At 66.7% G+C, this 22,637-nt stretch carries 19 protein-coding genes; 7 read left to right on the top strand and 12 right to left on the bottom strand.

Going from position 1 to position 22,637, the window contains the following annotated elements:
• Positions 1-2 precede the first annotated feature (2 nt).
• The 5 genes from CLU95_RS19385 to CLU95_RS19365 all read left to right on the top strand — a co-directional run bounded on the left by CLU95_RS19385 (position 3) and on the right by CLU95_RS19365 (position 7,586).
• The gene (locus CLU95_RS19385; RefSeq protein WP_099795111.1) at positions 3-1,556 is read left to right on the top strand and encodes a sigma-54-dependent transcriptional regulator; all 1,554 of its coding nucleotides are present in this window, start codon (positions 3-5) and stop codon (positions 1,554-1,556) included.
• Positions 1,543-2,160, top strand: coding sequence for a 1,6-anhydro-N-acetylmuramyl-L-alanine amidase AmpD (ampD, locus tag CLU95_RS19380; RefSeq protein ID WP_099795110.1), 618 nt, complete (start codon positions 1,543-1,545; stop codon positions 2,158-2,160). Before CLU95_RS19385 ends, ampD begins: the two co-directional genes overlap by 14 nt.
• Positions 2,161-2,510: 350 nt before the next feature.
• Complete coding sequence (locus CLU95_RS19375) at positions 2,511-5,423, top strand: ribonucleoside-diphosphate reductase subunit alpha (RefSeq protein ID WP_099795109.1); 2,913 nt, start codon at positions 2,511-2,513, stop codon at positions 5,421-5,423.
• Between the two features lie 212 nt (positions 5,424-5,635).
• Positions 5,636-6,826: a ribonucleotide-diphosphate reductase subunit beta gene (locus CLU95_RS19370; RefSeq protein WP_099795108.1), complete on the top strand. Its 1,191-nt coding sequence runs from the start codon at positions 5,636-5,638 to the stop codon at positions 6,824-6,826.
• A gap of 199 nt (positions 6,827-7,025) precedes the next feature.
• Positions 7,026-7,586: a histone H1-like DNA-binding protein gene (locus CLU95_RS19365; RefSeq protein WP_099795107.1), complete on the top strand. Its 561-nt coding sequence runs from the start codon at positions 7,026-7,028 to the stop codon at positions 7,584-7,586.
• A gap of 114 nt (positions 7,587-7,700) precedes the next feature.
• Here the strand turns inward: CLU95_RS19365 and CLU95_RS19360 are convergent, their stop codons facing one another.
• The 7 genes from CLU95_RS19360 to CLU95_RS19330 all read right to left on the bottom strand — a co-directional run bounded on the left by CLU95_RS19360 (position 7,701) and on the right by CLU95_RS19330 (position 14,097).
• Entirely contained in the window at positions 7,701-8,603 is a 903-nt protein-coding gene (locus CLU95_RS19360) for a carbohydrate kinase family protein (protein ID WP_099795106.1), read from the bottom strand.
• Between the two features lie 57 nt (positions 8,604-8,660).
• Positions 8,661-10,031, bottom strand: a complete 1,371-nt coding sequence (locus CLU95_RS19355) for a zinc-ribbon and DUF3426 domain-containing protein (RefSeq protein ID WP_099795105.1) — start codon at positions 10,029-10,031, stop codon at positions 8,661-8,663.
• Between the two features lie 82 nt (positions 10,032-10,113).
• A complete protein-coding gene (gene prmA, locus CLU95_RS19350) occupies positions 10,114-11,004 on the bottom strand; it encodes a 50S ribosomal protein L11 methyltransferase (RefSeq protein WP_099795104.1) in 891 nt (296 codons plus the stop codon).
• 23 nt (positions 11,005-11,027) lie between these two features.
• Positions 11,028-12,377, bottom strand: a complete 1,350-nt coding sequence (gene accC, locus CLU95_RS19345; RefSeq protein ID WP_099795103.1) for an acetyl-CoA carboxylase biotin carboxylase subunit — start codon at positions 12,375-12,377, stop codon at positions 11,028-11,030.
• A 2-nt stretch (positions 12,378-12,379) separates the two neighbouring features.
• On the bottom strand, positions 12,380-12,838 hold the full coding sequence (gene accB / locus CLU95_RS19340; protein ID WP_099795102.1) for an acetyl-CoA carboxylase biotin carboxyl carrier protein: 459 nt from the start codon (positions 12,836-12,838) through the stop codon (positions 12,380-12,382).
• Positions 12,839-12,939: 101 nt separating this feature from the next.
• On the bottom strand, positions 12,940-13,500 hold the full coding sequence (locus CLU95_RS19335) for a TlpA family protein disulfide reductase (protein WP_099795101.1): 561 nt from the start codon (positions 13,498-13,500) through the stop codon (positions 12,940-12,942).
• Positions 13,501-14,097 carry a hypothetical protein gene (locus CLU95_RS19330; protein ID WP_099795100.1) on the bottom strand — a complete coding sequence of 199 codons (597 nt, stop codon included), beginning with the start codon at positions 14,095-14,097 and terminating at the stop codon, positions 13,501-13,503.
• A 101-nt stretch (positions 14,098-14,198) separates the two neighbouring features.
• Between CLU95_RS19330 and mpl the strand changes: the two genes are divergently transcribed.
• The gene (gene mpl, locus CLU95_RS19325; RefSeq protein ID WP_099795099.1) at positions 14,199-15,611 is read left to right on the top strand and encodes a UDP-N-acetylmuramate:L-alanyl-gamma-D-glutamyl-meso-diaminopimelate ligase; all 1,413 of its coding nucleotides are present in this window, start codon (positions 14,199-14,201) and stop codon (positions 15,609-15,611) included.
• Positions 15,608-16,117: a cupin domain-containing protein gene (locus CLU95_RS19320; protein ID WP_099795098.1), complete on the top strand. Its 510-nt coding sequence runs from the start codon at positions 15,608-15,610 to the stop codon at positions 16,115-16,117. Before mpl ends, CLU95_RS19320 begins: the two co-directional genes overlap by 4 nt.
• A 12-nt stretch (positions 16,118-16,129) precedes the next feature.
• Here CLU95_RS19320 and CLU95_RS19315 read toward each other — a convergent pair whose 3' ends face one another.
• The 5 genes from CLU95_RS19315 to CLU95_RS19295 all read right to left on the bottom strand — a co-directional run bounded on the left by CLU95_RS19315 (position 16,130) and on the right by CLU95_RS19295 (position 22,631).
• The gene (locus CLU95_RS19315) at positions 16,130-17,248 is read right to left on the bottom strand and encodes a 3-deoxy-7-phosphoheptulonate synthase (RefSeq protein ID WP_099795097.1); all 1,119 of its coding nucleotides are present in this window, start codon (positions 17,246-17,248) and stop codon (positions 16,130-16,132) included.
• Between the two features lie 235 nt (positions 17,249-17,483).
• On the bottom strand, positions 17,484-18,017 hold the full coding sequence (locus CLU95_RS19310; RefSeq protein WP_099795096.1) for a hypothetical protein: 534 nt from the start codon (positions 18,015-18,017) through the stop codon (positions 17,484-17,486).
• An 82-nt stretch (positions 18,018-18,099) separates the two neighbouring features.
• Positions 18,100-19,560, bottom strand: coding sequence for a metalloprotease TldD (tldD, locus tag CLU95_RS19305; RefSeq protein ID WP_099795095.1), 1,461 nt, complete (start codon positions 19,558-19,560; stop codon positions 18,100-18,102).
• Positions 19,561-19,608: 48 nt separating this feature from the next.
• Positions 19,609-20,763: a rod shape-determining protein RodA gene (gene rodA, locus CLU95_RS19300; RefSeq protein ID WP_099795094.1), complete on the bottom strand. Its 1,155-nt coding sequence runs from the start codon at positions 20,761-20,763 to the stop codon at positions 19,609-19,611.
• A 32-nt stretch (positions 20,764-20,795) separates the two neighbouring features.
• Positions 20,796-22,631 (bottom strand): sensor histidine kinase, encoded by a 1,836-nt coding sequence (locus CLU95_RS19295; RefSeq protein WP_099795093.1) that lies wholly within the window; start codon positions 22,629-22,631, stop codon positions 20,796-20,798.
• Positions 22,632-22,637: the final 6 nt, after the last annotated feature.

The raw sequence follows: 22,637 nt of genomic DNA, 5'->3' as shown, positions 1-22,637 counted from the left end.
CCGTGAGCTCCCTCCCGCCTTCCGCCGCCGCCCCGCGCCCCGCGCAGATCCTCGTCATCGACGACGAACCCGACCTGCGCACGCTGTACGAACTCACGCTGCTGCGTGAAGGCTACCGGGTGGAAGCGGCGGGCAGCGTGTCCGAAGCCTGGCAGCACCTGGAGGCCGGCCGCTTCGACGCCGTGATCACCGACATGCGGCTGCCCGACGGCGAAGGCATGGAGATCATCCACCGCATCCAGAAAGACCAGCGCAGCGAGCGCTGCGTGGTCATGACCGCCTACGGCTCGGCCGAGAACGCGGTCGAGGCGCTGAAGGCCGGCGCCTTCGACTACCTCACGAAGCCGGTCGACCTGAAGCAGTTCCGCGCCGTGGTGGCGTCGGCCGTGCAGGCCAACCGCGCCGCGGTGGTCGTGCCGCAGAAGCCGGCGCCGCAGGCTGCCAGCCACGGCGGCGAGCGCCCCGATGCGCTGTCCGTGACGCGCAGCGGCGCCACCGCGCTCGACCGGCTGGTCGGCGACTCCGACCCGATGCGCCTCGTCAAGTCGCGCATCGCCAAGGTGGCGCGCGGCATGGCGCCGGTGCTGGTGCGCGGCGAGTCGGGCACCGGCAAGGAGCTGGTCGCGCGCGCCGTGCACGGCTGCAGCCAGCGCAGCGACGGCCCCTTCGTCGCGGTGAACTGCGGCGCGATTCCCGAGAACCTGCTCGAGGCCGAATTCTTCGGCGCCAAGAAGGGCTCGTACACCGGCTCCTCGCAAGACCGCGACGGCTACTTCCAGGCGGCGCGCGACGGCACGCTGTTCCTCGACGAGATCGGCGACCTGCCGCTGGCCATGCAGTCGAAGTTGCTGCGCGCCATTCAGGAGCGCAGCGTGCGCGCCATCGGTTCGACGCAGGAAGACGCGGTCGACGTGCGCATCGTGAGCGCCACCCACAAGGATCTGCACGCCGAAGTGCTGGCCGGCCGCTTCCGGCAAGACCTGTTCTACCGCCTCAACGTGATCGAGATCGCGGTGCCCGCGCTGCGCGAGCGCCGCGAAGACCTGCCCGCGCTGTGCACCGCGCTGCTCGCGCGCATCGCGCAAGACGGCGGCCTGCCGGCGCCGCGCCTGTCCGACGCGCTGCTGCAGCGCCTGGCCCAGCACCCGCTCGACGGCAACGTGCGCGAGCTCGAGAACCTGCTGCACCGCGCCGTGGCGCTGAACGACGGCGACGAGCTGCAGATCGACCTGATGGGCACGATGCCGGCGGCGCCCCGCAACGAATCTGCCGCCGTGCCAACCGAGGCTGCGACCGCCGCTGTTGCTGCGCCCGCATCGGCACCGGCCGTCGAACCCAAGCCCGCGCCGCCGCCGCTGCCCTCCGACCTGCAAGCCTGGCTCGACCAGCAGGAGCGCGAGATCCTCGTGCGCGCGCTGCACGAAAGCGGCTTCAACCGCACGGCCGCTGCCGCGCGGTTGGGCATGAGCCTGCGCCAGATCCGCTACCGCATCGCTCGCCTGGGCATCTCCACACCCAACGGCGACGACGGTGCCACCGCGCATGCCGACGACTGACGCCCCCGTCGCGACACCGGCCGGCGACGACGGCTTGTGGCGCGCTGGCTGGTACCGCTTCGCCAAGGCCCTGCCCTCGCCCAACTTCGGCCCGCGCCCCGTCGGTGCGCAGACCGACCTGATCGTGCTGCACTCGATCAGCCTGCCGCCGGGCGAATACGGCGGCAACGCCGTGCAGCAGCTCTTCACCAACCAACTCGACTGGGATGCGCACCCGTACTTCCAGTCGATCCGCGGGCTCGAGGTGTCCTCGCATTTCTATGTGCGGCGCAACGGCGAGCTCTGGCAGTTCGTGAGCTGCGAGGACCGCGCCTGGCATGCCGGCGTGTCGTCGTGGCGCGGGCGCACCAACTGCAACGACGACTCGGTCGGCATCGAGCTCGAAGGCCTCGAGGGCGAGCGCTTCGAAGAGGCCCAGTACGAAACGCTGGCCAGCCTCTGCGCTGCGCTCGCGCAGCACTGCGCCATCGCCCACATCGCCGGCCACGAGCACATCGCGCCCGGCCGCAAGCAAGACCCCGGCGCCGGTTTCGACTGGCGCGTGCTGCGCGAACAACTCGGCTGGAGTCCACAGATGTTTCCCGAGCAGGTGGTGGCGCGCTAATTTTTTCAATCGGCCCGCGACCCGCGATGCGCTGCGCTCGCAGTGCAGCAATCTCGAGAGCGCAGACGCGCAACGCAGCAACCATGCGGCCTGCAGGCCCAAATCGGCCCACAAGCCCCGCCCCGCGCGGCTTGCGCGACCATGACTCAGTATTGGCGCGGGATCGCCGGGCACATCGGCCTTCCAAGGGATTACCCGTAGCGCTTGAATTCGATGCAAAACACTACATCTAGTGGGTTGTAGCCCCTCCACACCCTAGATATAGTGTCCTCCCGTTCGGCACCAACGCCGACGCAGCGTCCAACGAGGCGCTGCCAACCAACAAGAATTGCACAACCGAGAGGAAGCGAATGCAAACTGCACTGAACACCCCGTCGACCCCCCGCGCCGTCCCCGCGACGCCGCAGCAGCAACAAGACACTGCGGGCTCGCCCACCGGTCAGAACCTCGCCCACTACCAGATCATTCGCCGCAACGGCGCCGTCGTTCCCTTCGAACCGAACAAGATCGCCATCGCCATGATGAAGGCCTTCCTGGCCGTGCATGGCACCCAGGGCGCGGCGTCGGCCAGCGTGCGCGAAACGGTCGACGTGCTCACGCAAGGCGTGATCCGCGCCATGGTGCGCTCGCGTCCGGGCGGCGGCACCTTCCACATCGAAGACGTGCAGGACCAGGTCGAGCTCGGCCTGATGCGCGGCGGCCACCATGAAATCGCACGTGCCTACGTGCTGTACCGCGAACGCCGCACCCAGGAGCGTTCGAAGCAAGGCGAGCAGGACCTGCCCGCCGCGCCGGTGCTGCACGTGCTCGACAACGGCGAGCGCGTGGCGCTCGACCTGAACGAGCTCAAGGGCCTGATCGAATCGGCCTGCGAAAACTTGGGCGACAGCATCACCGCGGCCCCGATCGTTGCCGAGACGATGCGCAACCTGTACGACGGCGTGCCGCTGGACGAGGTCTACAAGGCTTCCATCCTGGCGGCCCGCACGCTGATCGAGAAGGACCCCGACTACACCTTCGCCACCGCGCGCCTGCTGCTGCACACGATCTTCAAGGAGATCATCGGCCGCGAAGTGATGCCCGTCGACCGTGCCACCGCCTACGCCGACTACTTCCCGCAATTCATCAAGAAGGGCGTGGACAACGAGCTGCTCGACGAAAAACTGCTGCAGTACGACCTGCCTCGCCTGGGCGCCGCCCTCAAGGCCGAGCGCGACAACCAGTTCGACTACCTCGGCCTGCAGACGCTGTACGACCGCTACTTCCTGCACGTGCGCAAGTCGCGCATCGAACTGCCGCAAGCGTTCTTCATGCGCGTGGCCATGGGCCTGTCGCTGAACGAAATCGACCGCGAAGCCCGCGCCATCGAGTTCTATGAAGTGCTGTCGTCGTTCGACTTCATGTCGAGCACGCCCACTCTGTTCAACGCCGGCACGCTGCGCTCGCAGCTGTCCAGCTGCTACCTGACCACCGTGCCCGACGACCTGGACGGCATCTACGAGTCGATCAAGGAAAACGCGCTGCTGTCGAAGTTCGCCGGCGGCCTGGGCAACGACTGGACCCGCGTGCGCGCACTGGGCAGCCACATCAAGGGCACCAACGGCGAATCGCAAGGCGTCGTGCCGTTCCTGAAGGTGGTGAACGACACGGCCGTGGCCGTGAACCAGGGCGGCAAGCGCAAGGGCGCCGTCTGCACGTACCTGGAAACCTGGCACCTCGACATCGAGGAGTTCCTGGAGCTGCGCAAGAACACCGGCGACGACCGCCGCCGCACGCACGACATGAACACCGCCAACTGGATCCCCGACCTCTTCATGCGCCGCGTGATGGAAAAGGGCACCTGGACGCTGTTCTCGCCCTCCAACGTGCCTGACCTGCACGACCTGTTCGGCGCCGACTTCGAGAAGGCCTACGTCGCCTACGAAGAGAAGGCTGCCCGCGGCGACATCAAGCCCGCGCGCACCATTCAGGCGTCGGACCTGTGGCGCAAGATGCTCACGATGCTGTTCGAGACCGGCCATCCCTGGATCACGTTCAAGGACGCCTGCAACGTGCGCTCGCCGCAGCAGCACGCCGGCGTGGTGCACTCGTCGAACCTGTGCACCGAGATCACGCTGAACACCAGCGACACCGAAACCGCCGTGTGCAACCTGGGTTCCGTGAACCTGCTGCAGCATCTGAAGGACGGCAAGGTCGACCAGGTCAAGCTGCAGAAGACGATCTCGACCGCGATGCGCATGCTCGACAACGTGATCGACATCAACTACTACGCCGTGAAGAAGGCGCGCGACTCCAACCTGCGCCACCGTCCGGTCGGCCTGGGCCTGATGGGCTTCCAGGACGCGCTGTACGAACTGCGCATTCCCTACGCCTCGCAAGAAGCCGTGCAGTTCGCTGACGAGTCGATGGAAGCCATCTGCTACCACGCGTACTCGGCGTCGGCCGACCTGGCACGTGAACGCGGCAAGTACTCGAGCTACAAGGGCTCGCTGTGGGACAAGGGCATCCTGCCGATCGACACGCTCGACCTGCTCGAGAAGGCACGCGGCGGCTACGTCGAAGTGGACCGCTCGTCCACGCTCGACTGGGACGCGCTGCGCCAGAAGATCAAGACCCAGGGCATGCGCAATTCGAACTGCGTGGCCATCGCTCCGACCGCGACCATCTCGAACATCATCGGCGTTGACGCTTCCATCGAACCCTGCTTCGGCAACCTGTCGGTCAAGTCGAACCTGTCGGGCGAGTTCACCGTCATCAACCACTACCTGGTGCGCGACCTGAAGCGCCTGGGCCTGTGGGACGACGTGATGGTCATGGACCTGAAGCACTTCGACGGTTCGCTGCGCCCCATCGACCGCGTGCCGCAAGACGTGAAGGCGCTGTACGCCACCGCGTTCGAAGTCGAAACCACGTGGCTCGTCGAAGCCGCCTCGCGTCGCCAGAAGTGGATCGACCAGGCGCAGTCGCTGAACATCTACATGGCCGGCGCCTCGGGCAAGAAGCTCGACGACACCTACAAGCTCGCGTGGCTGCGCGGCCTGAAGACCACGTACTACCTGCGCACGCAGAGCGCGACGCACGCAGAAAAGTCGACGGTGCAATCGGGCCGTCTCAACGCGGTGTCGTCGGGCAACGACGCACCCTCGGGCATGAGCGCACTCGAAGCCGCCGCTGCTGCAGCGCAGGCACAGATGAGCGCAATGCCCGCCACCGACATCGCGTTCTGCGGTGTCGACGATCCGACCTGCGAAGCCTGCCAGTGATGTGCAAGTGAAGCGTCAACACACCAGACGCTTCGATCGATCAGCGAGGTGCTCGCACAAGTAAAAAGCGCGCGACGTTCAATCAATCAAGGCATTGACTGACGTCGCGCGATGCATGCGAGCAACATAACAACCCCATAAATGGCGCACGATGTGAACGAGCACTTTGCAACTCACATCGTTGCTCCGATAATTGCGCATTGGATTTTTCTATGTTGACCTGGGACGAAGAAGTCAAGCCCTCCTTACCAAAGGATATGCAACAAGGATTGCAGCAGCACCACGCATCGACCAGCGGTTCTTCCGCAGGTCGCGCGGTCGCCGCTCCGACTTCGTCGCTTGCACAACCCGCCACTGCCACCGCACCGGTGGCTGCCGCTGCAGGCCAGCGCGTCAAGGCTTCCGACAAGCGGATCATCAACGGCCAGACCGACGTCAACCAGCTGGTGCCGTTCAAGTACAAGTGGGCTTGGGAAAAGTACCTCGCCACCTGCGCCAACCACTGGATGCCGCAGGAAGTGAACATGACGCGTGACATCGCGTTGTGGAAAGACCCGAACGGCCTGACCGAAGACGAGCGCCGCATCGTCAAGCGCAACCTCGGCTTCTTCGTGACCGCCGATTCGCTCGCCGCCAACAACATCGTGCTGGGCACCTACCGCCACATCACGGCCCCCGAGTGCCGCCAGTTCCTGCTGCGCCAGGCATTTGAAGAAGCGATCCACACGCACGCGTACCAGTACATCGTCGAGTCGCTCGGCCTGGACGAGAGCGAGATCTTCAACGCCTACAACGAAGTGCAGTCGATCCGCGAGAAGGACCAGTTCCTGCTCCCGTTCATCGACGCCATCAGCGACCCGCTCTTCAAGACCGGCACGCACGAGACCGACCAGACGCTGCTCAAGTCGCTCATCGTGTTCGCCTGCCTGATGGAAGGCCTCTTCTTCTACGTCGGCTTCACGCAAATTCTTGCGCTGGGCCGCCAGAACAAGATGACCGGCGCCGCCGAGCAGTACCAGTACATCCTGCGCGACGAGTCGATGCACTGCAATTTCGGCATCGACCTGATCAACCAGCTCAAGCTCGAGAATCCCGGCCTTTGGACCGCAGAGTTCAAGGCCGAGATCAAGGACCTCTTCATGAAGGCCGTCGAGCTCGAATACAAATACGCCGAAGACACCATGCCGCGCGGCGTGCTCGGCATGAACGCCTCCATGTTCAAGGGCTACCTGCGCTACATCGCCAACCGGCGCGCGCAGCAGATCGGCCTCGAAACGCTCTTCCCGAACGAGGAAAACCCGTTCCCCTGGATGAGCGAAATGATTGACCTGAAGAAAGAGCGCAACTTTTTCGAAACCCGCGTGATCGAGTACCAGTCGGGTGGTGCGCTCTCCTGGGATTGAATTTTTCGATACACAACAATTCATGAATTCAAGAATTGCCCTTGCCACCGACCGCGCCACAGAGCGCGGCATGGACGAGGGCTCAGGTGTTCATGGTGCTGGGGCTCAGATTCCAACGCCATGAATCGCTTCACGCTCCCAACGCGCGTGGAGTGCTTCAATAGGTTGATTTTTTCAACTTGATCAAGGAGAAATAGAAATGGCAACTGCAAAGAAAGCGCCGACCAAGAAGGTCGCTGCAAAGAAGGCTCCGGCAAAGAAGGCTGTCGCCGCGAAGAAGGCTCCGGCAAAGAAGGTCGCTGCCAAGAAGGCTCCGGCTAAGAAGGCTGTCGCCAAGAAGGTCGTAGCGAAGAAGGCTCCGGCAAAGAAGGTCGCGGCCAAGAAGGTTGCAGCCAAGAAGGTCGTAGCGAAGAAGGCTGCACCGGCGAAGAAGGCCGCTGCCAAGAAGGCTCCGGCAAAGAAGGCCGCCGCCAAGAAAGCCCCTGCCAAGAAGGCCGTAGCGAAGAAGGCGCCTGCCAAGAAGGCTGCTGCCAAGAAGGCGCCTGCGAAGAAGGCTGCCGCCAAGAAGGCCCCTGCCAAGAAGGCTGCGGCCAAGAAAGCCGCGAAAAAGCCCGCTGCCAAGCCTGCCGCTGCTGCCAAGAAGCCTGCTGCCAAGAAGGCCGCCGCGCCTGCGAAGGCTGCCGTAGCGCCTGCCCCTGCGGCGCAAACGACGCTGAATCCCCAGGCAGCCTGGCCGTTTCCGACGGCCAGCAAGCCCTGAGTGAATTCTCAGCGGCCCTGAAAGGCATAGAGCCCGGTACCGCAAGGTGCCGGGCTTTTTTCATGGGCGCCCGCTGTGGCCGCATCGCCGAAGCGATGCGGGCCAGTCAGCGAATCACAGGTCGAGCGCCGCGCGATCGATCTGGTAGTTCTGCGGTCCGCGTTGCGCGATCTTGAGCGCACCGATGTGGTTACCGAGCGCTGCGCAGCGCGCCAGTGGCCATTCCTTTTCCAGGCCGTACAGCAGGCCGCCGCGCCATGCGTCGCCGCAACCCGTGGGCTCGATGACCGCCGTGGGTGTCACGCCGGGCACGTGCTCGCGTTCACCCTTCGTCCACACCTCGCAGCCCTCAGCAGCCAGCGTGACCACGAGGCCGCGCACGCGTTGCGAGATCTCGGCCAGGCTCCAGCCGGTGCGCTGCGACAGCATCTTGCCTTCGTAGTCGTTGACCACGACCCAGCTCGCAAGCTCGATGAAGTGACGCAGCGCGTCGCCGTCGAACATCGGCAGGCCCTGGCCCGGATCGAACACGAAGGGAATGCCGGCGGCGGCGAACTGCTCGGCGTGCTGCAGCATCGCGTCGCGGCCGTCGGGCGCGATGATGCCGAGCTTGATGTCTTCGCGCGCCACCACCTTCGTGACGTGCGCCTGCTGCATCGCGCCGGGGTGGAACGCCGTGATCTGATTGTTGTCCGTGTCGTTCATGATCATCGCCTGCGCGGTGAACGTGCCGTCGAGCTGACGCACGAACTCCGTGCTGATACCCAGCGTGCGCATGCGCTCGGCATAGTCGGCGCCGTCGCTGCCCAGCGTGGCCATCGGCAGCGCTGTGCCGCCGAGTGCGTTGAGGCTGTAGGCGATGTTGCCGGCGCAGCCGCCGAAGTCACGACGCAGGCCCGGCACCAGGAACGACACATTCAGGATGTGCAGCTGGTCCGGCAGGATCTGGTCGGCGAACCGGCCCTCGAAAGTCATGATGGTGTCGAACGCGAGGGAACCGCAAATCACTGCTGCCATGGGTGGACCGTAGGTTGGATGAGAAAGGAAAGAACGGCGCGCGTGTCGGCGCTCCGCTCAGGGATAGAAAGCTTCGACGCGGTAACCCGCGATCGGGGGCAGCGCCGCCGCTTCGTTGGCCGACAAGGTCAGCGGCAGCGAAGCCGCGCGGTCGGCACGCGCCGCCAGCACGCCCGGCGCGCCGTAGTCCGTGGGCGTCAGCACGCGCCGCACAACCGCTTGTTCCTGCGTGTCGAGCAGCGACAGCTCGATGGCCGGCATGGCAAGCGGTACGGTCGCGGCATTGCGCAAGGTGAAGCTCAACCGGTAGTCGTTGCCGCCGCTCTTCTCGCGCGCGAAGGCCGCGCCTTCGATCACGATGTCGCCGATCTGGCGCAGCGCCGCGAGCTCGCAGCCGGTGTACTGGCACAGCGCCGACAGGGCTGGCCGCAGGTTCGGCTGGCGCGCCACGATGCCGTCCCGTTCGTGGCGAACGACCTGCACGAGGAGGACCAGGGCCGCGAGCACGGCCAGCACCACGAGCAGACGACGCACGCCCTTGCGCTGCCAGAAGCCAAGAGGCTTTTCAACGGGCTCGTCTTCTTCGGCGAAGGGGTGATCCTCGGGCGCCTCGAAGGCCGCGGAGAGCGAGAAGTCCGGTTCGCCTTCGGCGCGGATGCCTGGGCCCGGCAGCGGCGCGACGGCCTCTTCGTGTTGCGCGTCGCGGGCTTTGGCGTTCGCGATCTTGGCCGACTTGGCGCGCGCACGGCGCAGCGCCTTCTGGATCAAAAGCTGGTCGTGGTCTTTTTCTTCCTGCTCGCGCTCTCCAGCCGCGCCATCGTCGTTCTCACCGGTCGCTGCGACCAACCCGCGCAGCGCGGTGCTGCGCGGCAGGTTGGGCAACGGCGGCGCAGGCGACGGCGATGCGGGTGGTGGTGCGCCGAGGTTCAGGTCGATGTTCGGAAACGGCGGCAGCGAACTCGCGGGCGGACGCCATGCAGGTTCGGTGGTGTCGAGGTCGGACCAGGGCTCGTCTGCAGCGAGGCCATGCTCGGGCAGCGTCAGCGAGAAAGGCAGCGGAGAGACGGCCGCCGCGGCGTTGACGGCCGCAGTCGAGAGGCCAGCTTCCTCCTGAGGGGCCGGCGGCGACGCCTGGGACTCGGGTTCGTCATCGAGGAAGTCCGCTTCCTCGACAGCGGGTCGCACGGCCGTCAGGTCGATGCGCGCATCGTCGAAAGACGCCACCAGTGCGGCCATCGAAGCCATCGGCGAAGGTGCCGGCGCGGCAGGCGCGGACACGGCGCCATCAGGCGCATCCTGCAGGTCGAGCGTTGCATCGAACACATGGCTGCAGCGGCCGCAGCGCACCCAACCGTCCGAGATGCGAAGCTGGTCGCGCACCACCTTGAAGGTGGTGGTGCAGGCGGGGCAACGCGTGACGAGGCTCATGACCGGGCGATTGTAGGGTTGGGCCCTCGCCGTGCAGGCGAGCACCCGGGGCGCCCGCAGCGCGAGCGCCCGGCCGCGCGCTTCAGCAGCGCGCGGTCATGAGGATCCAGCCGTCCTCGGTGTCGCTGACTTCGAGCGCGGCGTACGGCGCATAGGCCGCCTTCAGCTCGTCGGCCTGGCGCTCGAGGATGCCGGCCAGCACCAGCGAACCACCGGTGGCCACGTGGCTGCGCAGCAGCGGCGCCAGCACCTTGAGCGGCGTCGCAAGGATGTTGGCGAGCACCGTCTGGTACTCGCCCTGGGCCGCTTCGGGCAGGCCGGCGTTCAGTTGCACGCTGTTGGCCTCGGCGTTGAGGCGGGTCGAGGAGACCGCGGCCTCGTCGATGTCGACGGCGTCGATGGTGCGCGCGCCGAACTTCGCCGCGCCGATGGCCAGGATGCCGGAGCCGCAGCCGTAGTCGAGCACGCGCTGGTCGGCAAACGCGCCCTCGCCTTGCGTTGCGATCCAGCGCAGGCACATGCGCGTGGTCGGGTGCGTGCCCGTGCCGAAGGCCAGACCCGGGTCGAGCCGGATCACCTGCTTGGCCTGCGCGGGCGGTTCGTGCCAGGTGGGCACGATCCAGAACTCGGGCGTGATCTCGACCGGTGCGAACTGCGATTGCGTGAGCCGCACCCAGTCTTGATCGGGCACCGGCCCCACGCCGAGCACCGCGCAACCGCCGAAGAGGTCTTGCAGCGCGAGCACCGAAGCCGCCTCGTTGGCAGCAGCTTCATCGGGGAACAGCGCGATCACGCGCGAACGCTGCCAGCCCTCCTTGGGCGGCGGCATGCCGGGCTCGCCGAACAGGGCCTGCTCGGCATCGGTTTGCGCGTCGGCGTCTTCGACCGACACGCTCAGCGCATCGAGTGCGTCGAGTGCATCGCCGAGCCATTCGACCCGGTCTTCCGGCGCCATCAGGCGGAGTTCAAACATACAGGGCGTTTTCGCGCGTGGACTCAGCGCTTGTGCGCTGCGAGCCACTCTTCGAGGTAATGGATGTTGGTGCCGCCGCTCATGAACTTGGCGTCGACCATCAGCTCGCGGTGCAACGGCATGTTGGTCTGAATGCCTTCGATCACGGTCTCGTTCAGCGCCGTGCGCATGCGCGCCATCGCCTGTTCGCGGGTGTCGCCGTACACGATGATCTTGCCGATCATCGAGTCGTAGTTCGGGGGCACGAAGTAGTTGGTGTACACGTGCGAGTCGACGCGAACGCCCGGGCCACCCGGCGGGTGCCACATGGTGATGCGGCCCGGCGACGGCGTGAACTTCCACGGGTCTTCGGCGTTGATGCGCACTTCGATGGCGTGGCCGCGCATCTCGATCTGGCGCTGCGTGAACGGCAGCTTCTCGCCGGCGGCGACCATGATCTGCGTCTTCACGATGTCGATGCCGGTGGTGAACTCCGTGACCGGATGCTCCACCTGCACGCGCGTGTTCATCTCGATGAAGTAGAACTCACCGTTCTCGTACAGGAACTCGAAGGTGCCGGCGCCGCGGTAGCCGATCTTCTTGCAGGCCGCTGCACAACGCTCGCCGATCTTCTCGATCAGCTTGCGCGGAATGCCGGGGGCCGGCGATTCCTCGATCACCTTCTGGTGGCGGCGCTGCATGGAGCAGTCGCGCTCGCCCAGGTAGACGGCGTTCTTGTGCTTGTCCGCGAGGATCTGGATTTCGATGTGGCGCGGGTTCTGGAGAAACTTCTCCATGTACACGGCCGGGTTGTTGAAGGCCGCGCCGGCTTCCGCCTTGGTCATCTGGATCGCATTGACCAGTGCCGCCTCGGTGTGCACCACGCGCATGCCGCGACCACCGCCGCCGCCTGCCGCCTTAATGATGACCGGGTAGCCGATCGCACGGGCGATGCGCTTGTTGGTGGCAGCGTCGTCGGACAGTTCGCCTTCCGAGCCGGGCACGCAGGGCACGCCGGCCTTGATCATGGCCTGCTTGGCCGAGACCTTGTCACCCATCGTGCGGATGTTGTCGGGCGTTGGGCCGATGAACTGGAAGCCGCTTTGCTCCACGCGTTCGGCGAAATTGGCGTTCTCGCTGAGGAAACCGTAGCCGGGGTGGATGGCTTCGGCGTCGGTCACCTCGGCGGCCGAGATGATGGCCGGCATGTTGAGGTAGCTCAGGCCCGACGGCGCGGGGCCGATGCAGACGGCTTCCTGTGCCAGCTTGACGTACTTGGCGTCGCGATCAGCCTCGGAATAGACCATCACGGCCTTGATGCCCATCTCGCTGCAGGCACGCTGGATCCGAAGGGCAATCTCGCCGCGATTGGCGACCAGAATCTTCTTGAACATGCTTACTCGATGATGAACAGCGGCTGGCCGTATTCGACCGCCTGGCCGTTTTCGCCGAGGATCTGCGTGATCGTGCCGGACTTGTCGGCCTCGATTTCGTTGAGGATCTTCATCGCCTCGATGATGCAGACCGTGTCGCCCTCGTTCACCTTGCTGCCGACTTCGACGAAGGCCGCAGCACCCGGGCTGGACGAACGGTAGAAGGTGCCGACCATCGGCGACTTGACGGCATGGCCGCTCGGAGCAGCCTCAACGGCGGGGGCCGCGGCGGCCGGAGCGGCACCAGCAACGGCGGGCGCTGCCACGGCGGGCGCGGCGGCCAGGGTCTGCACGTACTGCACGGGGGCGGCACCGCCACCCTTGACGATGCGGACCTTGCCTTCGGTTTCGGTGATTTCCAGTTCGGAAATATTCGATTCGGACACCAGATCGATCAGTGTCTTGAGTTTGCGCAGATCCATGGGACTCCAGTGCCAGCTTTGCCGGTCTTTAGGAAAGAACTTGACCGAAAACCGTCGATTTTCGGCGTTTGGCGTCTAACGCCAGCTTGTGTATTTAAATTCTAACCGTGAACAAGTTGGCGTCGCCAAGCGTCCAGGTCGGTGGTTTCAAGCTTGCCCATTTTACGAGCCAGTACCGAACCGTCGCCGTGGAGTACCAAGGTGAACGGCAGGCCGCCCCCAGTGTTACCCAGATTCTTGACCAGTTCCATGCCCTGCAACCCGGCCAATGCGGTCGGGTAGGTGACCGGCGTGCGCTGCAGGAACTTGCGCACGGCACTGGGCTGATCGATGGCCAATCCCACCACTTGCCATCCGTTGGCACCATGTTCGCGGAAAAAGGCGTCGATCATCGGCATTTCTTCGACGCAGGGCGGGCACCACGTGGCCCAGAAGTTGAGCAGCAGGGGCTTGCCGCGCAGGCTCGTCAGGGCCAGCTCGCCGCCCTCGGGGCGCTCGAAGCGCTGGTCCCAGAACATGGCTGCATCGAGCTTTTCGCCGCCGCTGGCCGCGACGCCGCTGTCATTGCGCTCCCGCCACCAGGCGCCGGCCACGCCGGCCGCGGCAGCGACTGCCGCCACGCCGGCATACAGCATGCCGCGTCGTGTGGGCGTTGAAGTCATTCACTGGTCCTTTACTTGTTCAATGCGTCGGCGCAGCGCGTTCAGGTCGCCGCGCGGCGCGCGCCCCTGGGCGTCGGGCTTGAGGGCGCCGCGCAGGTCGTCGAGGTCGTACACCAGCAGGTGGACCCCGATTTCCTCGCCCAGCGCCCGGCTCGGCGCGTGGACGCTGAGGGCTTCGACCTGCTCGCCATGGAAGCCGGTCACCATGCGCGGCTCGTAGTCCACGTGGTGATCGATCAGGGCGATTTCGGCCGACTTGGAATCATCGCAGAACAATTGAATATAAATGTCTGACAAACGTGTGGCCGTGCCATGCCAGACGGCGCCACCCACATGCGGCCGGAACACGACCATGCGCTCCATCCATTCGAGCGCGAGCAGACGCAGTGCGTGCAGTTCCTGGGGTTGGGTGTCGGCGCAGAAGAGCGCGATGTAGTCGCGCACCTCGGCCTCGACCTCGTCGTTGTTGGGCAGCGCGGTGCGCGTCGGGAGGCCGAGTTCACGCAGCGCCCGGCGCTTGGCCGGGCCGTACTCGAGCCCCTCCTCGACCACGAGTCGGGCGGCAACGGCGGCGATCTCACGCTTGGACGTGTCCATCGGGGCATTCTGCCCGCTGCGAGCGTCCCTCACATGAACATCAGTACGGCGCCCGGGGCGAAGCGGCCGGAGCACCTGCAGCGCCTCCCTAGAATTGGCCGATGCACATTCATATTCTGGGTATCTGCGGCACGTTCATGGGCGGTGTGGCCGCCCTCGCACGCGAAGCAGGCCACCGGGTCACCGGCTGCGACGCCGGCGTGTACCCCCCGATGAGCGACCAGCTGCGCGCGCTCGGCATCGACCTGATCGAAGGCTTCGGCGCCGACCAGCTGGCCCTCGCCCCCGACATGTTCGTGGTCGGCAACGTGGTGTCGCGGGCCCGGCTGCCCGACGGCAGCCCCAAGTTCCCGCTGATGGAAGCCATCCTCGACGCCGGCAAGCCCTACACCAGCGGCCCGCAGTGGCTGGCCGAGCACGTGCTGCAGGGCCGGCATGTGCTGGCCGTGGCCGGCACGCACGGCAAGACGACCACCACCTCGATGCTGGCCTGGGTACTCGAACAGGGCGGCAAGGCGCCCGGCTTCCTGGTCGGCGGCGTGCCACTGGACTTCGGCGTGTCGGCCCGACTGGGCGACGGCCCAGCCTTCGTGATCGAGGCCGACGAGTACGACACGGCCTTCTTCGACAAGCGCAGCAAGTTCGTTCACTACCGGCCGCGCACCGCGGTGCTGAACAACCTGGAGTTCGATCACGCCGACATCTTTGACGATCTGGCCGCCATCGAGCGCCAGTTCCATCACCTCGTGCGCACCGTGCCCGGCACCGGGCGCCTGGTGGTGAACGCCACCGAAGACAGTTTGCAGCGCGTGCTGGCCCAGGGCTGCTGGAGCGAACTCGCCCGCTTCGGCGATGGCGGTCCGGCCACGGAATGGCAGGCGCGCGGCACGCACGACGCCTTCGATGTGCTGCACCGCGGCGAGGTGGTCGGCCGGGTCGAGTGGGCACTCTCGGGCCTGCACAACCAGATGAATGCGCTGGCCGCCATCGCGGCCGCCGACCACGTGGGCGTGCCGCCGGCCGACGCGGCCCGCGCGCTCGGGCGCTTTCGCAACGTGCGCCGTCGCATGGAGCTGCGCGGCACGGTCGAGGGCACCGGCGGCGCGATCACCGTCTACGACGACTTCGCCCACCACCCCACCGCGATCCGCACCACGCTCGACGGCCTGCGCAAGAAACTCGACGATGCCGGCAAGCAAAGTGAGCGCATCCTCGCGGCCTTCGAGCCGCGCAGCAACACGATGAAGCTGGGCGTGATGGCCGCGCAACTGCCATGGAGCCTGGAATCGGCCGACCTGTCGTTCTGTCACACAGCCGGCCTCGACTGGGACGCCGCCGCCGCGCTGGCGCCGATGGGCGCACGCGCCCAGGTCGTCGGCGCCATCGAGCCGCTGGTGCAGCAGGTCGTGGCTGCGGCGCGGCCCGGCGATCACATCGTCTGCATGAGCAACGGCGGCTTCGGCGGCGTGCACGAGAAACTGCTGGACGCCCTGCGCGCCGCCCACGGATCATGAGCGGCATGCGCGCGCGTGAGCTGATCGACACCCTGAAGCTCCAGCCCCACCCCGAGGGCGGCTGGTATGCCGAGGTGTTCCGGTCGGCCACGAGCGTGACGCCCGCCGACGGCCGCGCGCCCCGCAGCGCGCTGACCAGCATCTATTTCCTGCTCGAAGTCCACCAGCATTCGCGCTGGCACCGGGTGCTGTCCGATGAAGTCTGGGTGCACCTGGAAGGCGTGCCCCTGGCGCTGTGGACCTGCGACGCAGCCATGCGAACCGCGCCGGCCCACGTGAAGCTGGGCCCGGTCGATATCCACGGCACGCGGCCGCAGCACGTGGTGCCCGCCGGCCAATGGCAGGCCGCGCGCCCGATCCAGGGCCACGCGGCCGGCGACTACACGCTGGTCGCCTGCATGGTCGGGCCGGGCTTCGACTTCGCGGATTTCTCGCTGGTGCCGCAGGGCAGCGACGAGGCGGCGTCGATGCGGCACCACTGGCCCGACCTGGCCCCCATGCTCTAACTAACTACCGGCTCAGCCGCGGCGCTGCTTGACGGCTTGAGACAAGGTCTCGAGCACCTGCACCGAATCGTCCCAGCCGATGCACGCATCGGTGATGCTCTTGCCGTACTCCAGGCCCGACAGCTGGTCCTTGCCCGGCGTGAACTTCTGGGCGCCTGCCTGCAGGTGGCTTTCGATCATCACGCCAAACACGCGCTTGGAGCCGCCGGCGATCTGGTCGGCAATGTCCTTCGCCACGTCGATCTGCTTCTGGTGCTGCTTGGAACTGTTGGCGTGGCTGCAATCGACCATCAGCGTGGGCGGCAGCTTGGCGGCTTCGAGGTCCTTGCAGGCGGCCTCGACGCTGGCGGCGTCGTAGTTCGGCGTCTTGCCGCCGCGCAGGATCACGTGGCAGTCGCGGTTGCCGTTGGTCTGCACGATCGCGACCTGGCCGTTCTTGTGCACCGACAGGAAGTGGTGGCCGCGCGCCGCCGCCTGGATGGCGTCGGTGGCGATGCGGATGTTGCCATCGGTGCCGTTCTTGAAGCCGATGGGCGCCGAAAGGCCCGAGGCCAGCTCGCGGTGCACCTGGCTTTCGGTGGTGCGCGCGCCGATGGCGCCCCAGGCGATCAGGTCGCCGATGTACTGCGGCGAGATCACGTCGAGGAACTCGCTGCCCGCCGGCAGGCCGATGCGGTTGATGTCGATCAAGAGCTGGCGCGCGATGCGCAGGCCTTCGTCGATGCGGTAGCTCTCGTCCAGGTACGGGTCGTTGATGAGCCCCTTCCAACCGACCGTGGTGCGCGGCTTTTCGAAGTACACGCGCATCACGATTTCCAGCGTGCCGGCGTACTTGTCGCGCTCGGCCTTGAGGCGGCGGGCGTACTCGAGGGCTGCGGCCGGGTCGTGGATCGAGCACGGGCCCATGACCACCAGCAGCCGGTCGTCCTTGCCGGCCATGATGTTGTGGATGCCACGGCGGGTGCCGGTGATCAGCGTTTCGATCGGCGTGCCGCGGATCGGGAAGAAGCGGATCAGATGTTCAGGAGGGGGGAGCACGTTGATGTCCTTGATGCGTTCGTCGTCGGTCTTGCTGGTTTTTTCGACGCTCGCATACCAGCTGTCGCCGGCGGGAGGGGTGTTCGTGCTCATGGTTCTCTTCCTTGTGGGTGTGAATGAAAAATCGTCAGGGCATAAAAAAACCGCCGGGGGCTGGAAGCCACCGGCGGTTCTGGGAGGGTGTTCGTTTGCTTTACGCGCTCGCCTCTCGTCCGCCGGAAACCGGGAACCAAAAGTAGGCAAAAAAGTAAGCGCGGAGGGCGGACATGTGGGCGGAATGTAGCACGGAAAATAAAAACCCGGCCGCGCGGCCGGGTCGGTGTTGTTTTTACCGGTAGCCCGATTCGTTGGCGTTGTGAATGATCCAGATCAGGTTGCCGCTGCTGAAATCGCCCATGCCGCCGCCCGCGAAGATCAGGCGGCCCTGGCCCTTGTAGGTCATCTCGAAACGGTGGCGATCACTGCCGAAGTAGAACGGAATCCAGGCCTTGCCCGTCATGTAGGCGCCCTGGTCGGTGGGCTGGCCGGCGAGGTCGGTGACCTGCTTGGTGCTCATGCCGATCTGCAGGCGCGTGAACTTGCTGTTGCGCGCCGGGTTGCCGGTGATCTCGCCTTCGTAGCCGTTCAGGCCCTTGACGGTGCGGCCGCTGCCGGCCTCGACCTTGGACGAGTCGACCACGTTGCCACGCGCGTCCAGGCCGGCCTTCGAACCGCTGGGCGCCGCAGGCGCTGCAGCAGCGGGTGCCGGTGCGGCGGCGGGCTGGCTGCCCGAGCTGCCGCGCGATGCACAACCGGCGGTGGCCAGCGCCACCACGGCGGTCACGGCCCACAGCACGGCGGGCGAATTGATCCTGTTCCCCATTGAGATGCTCCTTGATTCGTCGTTCGCAAAAAAGGAGCGCAGCTTAGCAACCGAAGGAAACAGCCGGCAAGTGCCGAAAGTCCTAAGCCGTTCCACCTACCGTCAGGCCATCGATGCGAAGGGTCGGCTGGCCGACGCCGACGGGCACGCTCTGGCCTTCCTTGCCGCAGGTGCCGACGCCCGAATCGAGCGCCATGTCGTTGCCGATCATGGTCACGCGGGTGAGCGCGTCGGGGCCGTTGCCCACGATGGTTGCGCCCTTCACCGGGTACTGGATCTTGCCGTTCTCGACCCAGAAGGCCTCGCTGGCCGAGAACACGAACTTGCCGCTCGTGATGTCGACCTGCCCGCCGCCGAAGTTGGTGGCGTACAGGCCCTTCTTGATGCTGGCCACGATTTCCTTCGGGTCCTTGTCGCCGCCGAGCATGTAGGTGTTGGTCATGCGCGGCATCGGCACGTGGGCGTAGCTCTCGCGGCGGCCGTTGCCCGTGGGCTTGACCTTCATGAGGCGCGCGTTCATCGAATCCTGGATGTAGCCCTTGAGAATGCCGTCCTCGATGAGCACGTTGCGCTGGCTGGCGTGGCCTTCGTCGTCCACGTTGAGCGAGCCGCGGCGGTCGGCAATGGTGCCATCGTCGAGCACCGTGACGCCCTTGGCCGCCACGCGCTGGCCGATGCGGCCCGAGAACGCGCTCGAGCCCTTGCGGTTGAAGTCACCCTCCAGACCGTGGCCGATGGCCTCGTGCAGCAGGATGCCGGGCCAGCCCGAGCCGAGCACCACGGTCATCTCGCCGGCCGGGGCCGGGCGGGCGTCGAGGTTGGTCAGCGCGGCCTTCACGGCGTGGTCGACGTACTCGGCGATCTGTTCGTCGGTGAAGTAAGCCAGGCCGAAACGCCCGCCGCCGCCGCCCGAGCCGACCTCGCGGCGCCCGTTCTGCTCGGCGATCACCGTGACCGACAACCGCACCAGCGGACGCACATCGGCCGCCAGCGTGCCGTCGGCGCGCGCCACCAGGATCACGTCGTACTCGCTCGCCAGGCCGGCCATGACCTGCGCCACGCGCGGATCGCGCGAACGGGCCAGCTTCTCGACCCGTTCGAGCAGCTTGACCTTGGCGGTGCTGTCGAGCGTCGAAATGGGATCGACGCCGTTGTAGAGCGAGCGGCTCGCGGCGATCTTGCGGGCGGGCGTCTTCACGCGGGCCGTGCGACCGGCGGAAGAAATGGAGCGCACCGTGCGGGCCGCGTCGAGCAGCGAAGCCTCGGAAATGTCGTCCGAATAGGCAAAAGCGGTTTTCTCGCCGCTCACGGCACGCACGCCGACGCCCTGGTCGATGCTGAAGCTGCCGGTCTTGACGATGCCTTCCTCGAGGCTCCAGCCCTCGCTGCGGGTGTACTGGAAGTACAGGTCGGCATCGTCCACGCGGTGCGCGGTGATCTCGGCCAGTGCCTTGCTCAGGTGCGATTCGTCCAGGCCGAACGGCGTGAGCAGGAGCTGTTGCGCTATAGCCAAGCGCTCGATGGTGGGTTCGCGAGAGATCATGGCTGCCATTCTAGGCAGCCGCCCCCGTCCGTGCCGCCCCGGGGGACTCTAGTTCTGGGACAGTTTCCGCGCCCGGGCGATCGACATCAACAGGCCCAGCCCCAGCCCCAGCGTGACCATGGCCGTGCCGCCGTAGCTGATGAACGGCAGCGGCACGCCCACCACCGGCAGGATGCCGCTGACCATGCCCATGTTCACGAAGGCATAGGTGAAGAAGATCATGGTCACCGCCCCGGCCAGCAGGCGCGAGAACAGCGTGGTCGCGTTCAGCGCAATGGTCAGCCCGCGGAAGATCAGCAGGATGAAGGCCGCGATCAGCGCCAGGTTGCCGATCAGGCCGAATTCTTCCGAATAGGCCGCGAAGATGAAGTCGGTGGTGCGCTCGGGAATGAACTCGAGGTGCGTCTGCGTGCCCTGCATGAAGCCCTTGCCGCCCACGCCGCCCGACCCGATGGCGATCATTCCCTGGATGATGTGGAAGCCCTTGCCCAGCGGGTCCTTGCTCGGGTCGAGCAGCGTGCACACGCGCTGCTTCTGGTAGTCGTGCAGCACGCGCCAGTCGACGCCGTCGACGCACAGCCGCGACTCGAAGCCCACGATGAGTGTGATGGCGACCGCGCCGAGCACCACCGGCGGCACGATCAGCTTCCACGGCAGCCCGGCAAAAAAGATCACGGCCAGCCCGGCCGCCAGCACCAGCAGCGAGGTGCCCAGGTCGGGCTGCTTCATGATGAGCCCGACCGGCACCGCGAGCAGCACCGTCGCCACCACGAAGTCGAGCGGCCGCAGTTGGCCTTCGCGGCGCTGGAACCACCAGGCCAGCATCAGGGGCATCGCGATTTTCAGGATTTCGCTGGGCTGGATCACCACGCCCACATTGATCCAGCGCTGGGCGCCCTTCTTGGTGATGCCGAACAGCGCCACCGCGATCAGCAGCGCCACCCCCGCCGCGTAGAGCGGCACGGCGAACACCATGAGCCGCTGCGGCGGCACCTGCGCCACCACGAACATGATGCCGCCGGCCAGCAGCATGTTGCGGCCATGGTCGAGAAAGCGCGTGCCATGGTCGTAGCCGGAGGAATACATGGTGAGCAGCCCGGCAAAGACGAGCAGCATCACGGCAAAGGCCAGGAAGCCGTCGAAGCCCTGGAAGATGGGCGCAATGCGACGCGCCAGGGAGGGCTGATTGAACACGGCAGACATGGGGGCGGATTATCCCCGCCCCGCCCGCCCCTTCAGTCGAAACCGAGCTGAACGACCGTGCGCCCCGGTCGGCTTTCGATCGCCAGGCGGGCCCCGATGGCGGCGGCGCGCTTCGACAGCGCCGTCGGCACCTCGGTGGCGTCGAAGCCCACGCCGTTGTCGATCACGCGCAGGTGCACGCCGCCGGCGCGCGCGTCGGCCTCGATGCGCAGCGCGCTCGCGTGGGCGTGCTGCAGCACGTTCGAGATGGCCTCGAACAGCAGAAACTGCAGCTGCCGCGTGGCGTGGGCGTCGAGCTGCGTCACCGTCGGCAGCTCGTCCACACCCCATTCGAAGGCGATGTCCGCGGCGGCCAGCCGGGGCTCCAGCCGGTAGCGCAGCGCCGCCAGCAGCGCGCCGATGTCGCCGGGCGGCAGGTGGATGGAGTCGATCGACAGCTTGAGCTGGTCGAGCGAGTCGCGCAGGGTGCGCAGCAGTTCTTCCGGGCTGGTCTGGCCCGACTGCAGCTGGCGGATGGCCGAGCTGATGTGTGAGCCCACGCCGTCGTGCATGTCGCGCAGGATGCGCTCGCGCTCGTGGGTGCGCGCCTGGTCGCGCGCCACCTCTTCCAGCTCGGCGTAGGTAGCCGCCAGTTCGCGCTCGCGCTGCGCCACCCGGTCGGCCAGCGTCTTGACCCAGCCACGCGCCTGCACGCTCGCAAAGTGAAAGCGCCGCAGCACGATGAGCAGCAGCGCCACGCCGAACATCACCGAGGAATAGCGCACCCAGGTGGTTTCGCCATAGGCGTCGCTCAGGCGGATCACCAGCCAGTCGCGCGTGCCGAAGGCCACCGTGACCAGCGCGGCGCCGGCCACCAGCAGCCGTTCGACACTGGGCCGGCGCACCGTGGCCACGGCAAAGGCGATCACGAAGCCGACGACGATGGTGATCTCGACCGCCAGCCAGCCCGTGAGCCAGCGCGGTTCCTCGCGGTTCAGCGCCAGCCAGGTGAACACCACGGTGCCGGCCACCACGGCCGCCATCGGCCATCGCGCCCAGCGCAGGCGCGGGTTCTGCGCCCAGTCGGCGAGGTGATAGCAGAACATCATGGCGGACGCGGCCCAGCCCGCGTAGCAGCCGGCCATCAGCACGCCCCAGAGCTGCCACGGCAGCGGCGGCTCTGGAATCATGGCGTCGGCCACGCGCACGGCCCAGCAGAACTCGGCGACCGCGGCCCAGAAGTAGAGGGCGTCGCGCTGGCGGCGGCCGGTCGCGCCGGTGTCGACCTGGGTGAACCACAGCGCCAGCGCGATGCTGCCGACGATCAGGCTGAATGCCGTCAGCAGCACCGACCCCGTGAAGCGCCAGGCGTAGGCGCGCTCGAACAGCGTGGTGCGCACCGGCGTCGCCGGCCCGACGGTGACGCGCGACAGGCCGGCGCGCCGCTCGCTGTCGGCACGGATGCGGATCTGCAGCAGGTTCTCGCCCTCTTTCAGCAGCCGTCCGGGCACCGGCACGTAGACGGGGGCCTTGGCGTAGTCGGCGCGGTTGCCCTGTCCCAGGTCGCCGTAGGCCTGCAGCAGCGTGCCGTTGAGCTGCACCTCGAAGACGCTGCCGGCACGGGGAATGAAGATGCCCCAGGGCACCTCGGGCAGGGTCTCGACCCGGAACGGCAGCTCGAAGCTCGCGAAGCCGGTGCGGCCGCGGTGCCGGCGGTCCCAGTGGTAGGACAGGTCGACGGCTTCGGTCTGCACGACACCGTCGATGGTGGTGGTCACCATGGCGTGGCGCAGCTCGATCGGGCCCTGCGTCGCAGCCGCGGCGGCACCTCCCGCCACGAACAGCGCCGCCAACCCCAGCAGGCACAGGAACGCCAGCCTCCGCAGCATCCGCCC

Source organism: Variovorax sp. 54, assembly GCF_002754375.1.
Taxonomy (GTDB): domain Bacteria; phylum Pseudomonadota; class Gammaproteobacteria; order Burkholderiales; family Burkholderiaceae_C; genus Variovorax.
This window is presented reverse-complemented; position numbering and strand designations above follow the sequence as displayed.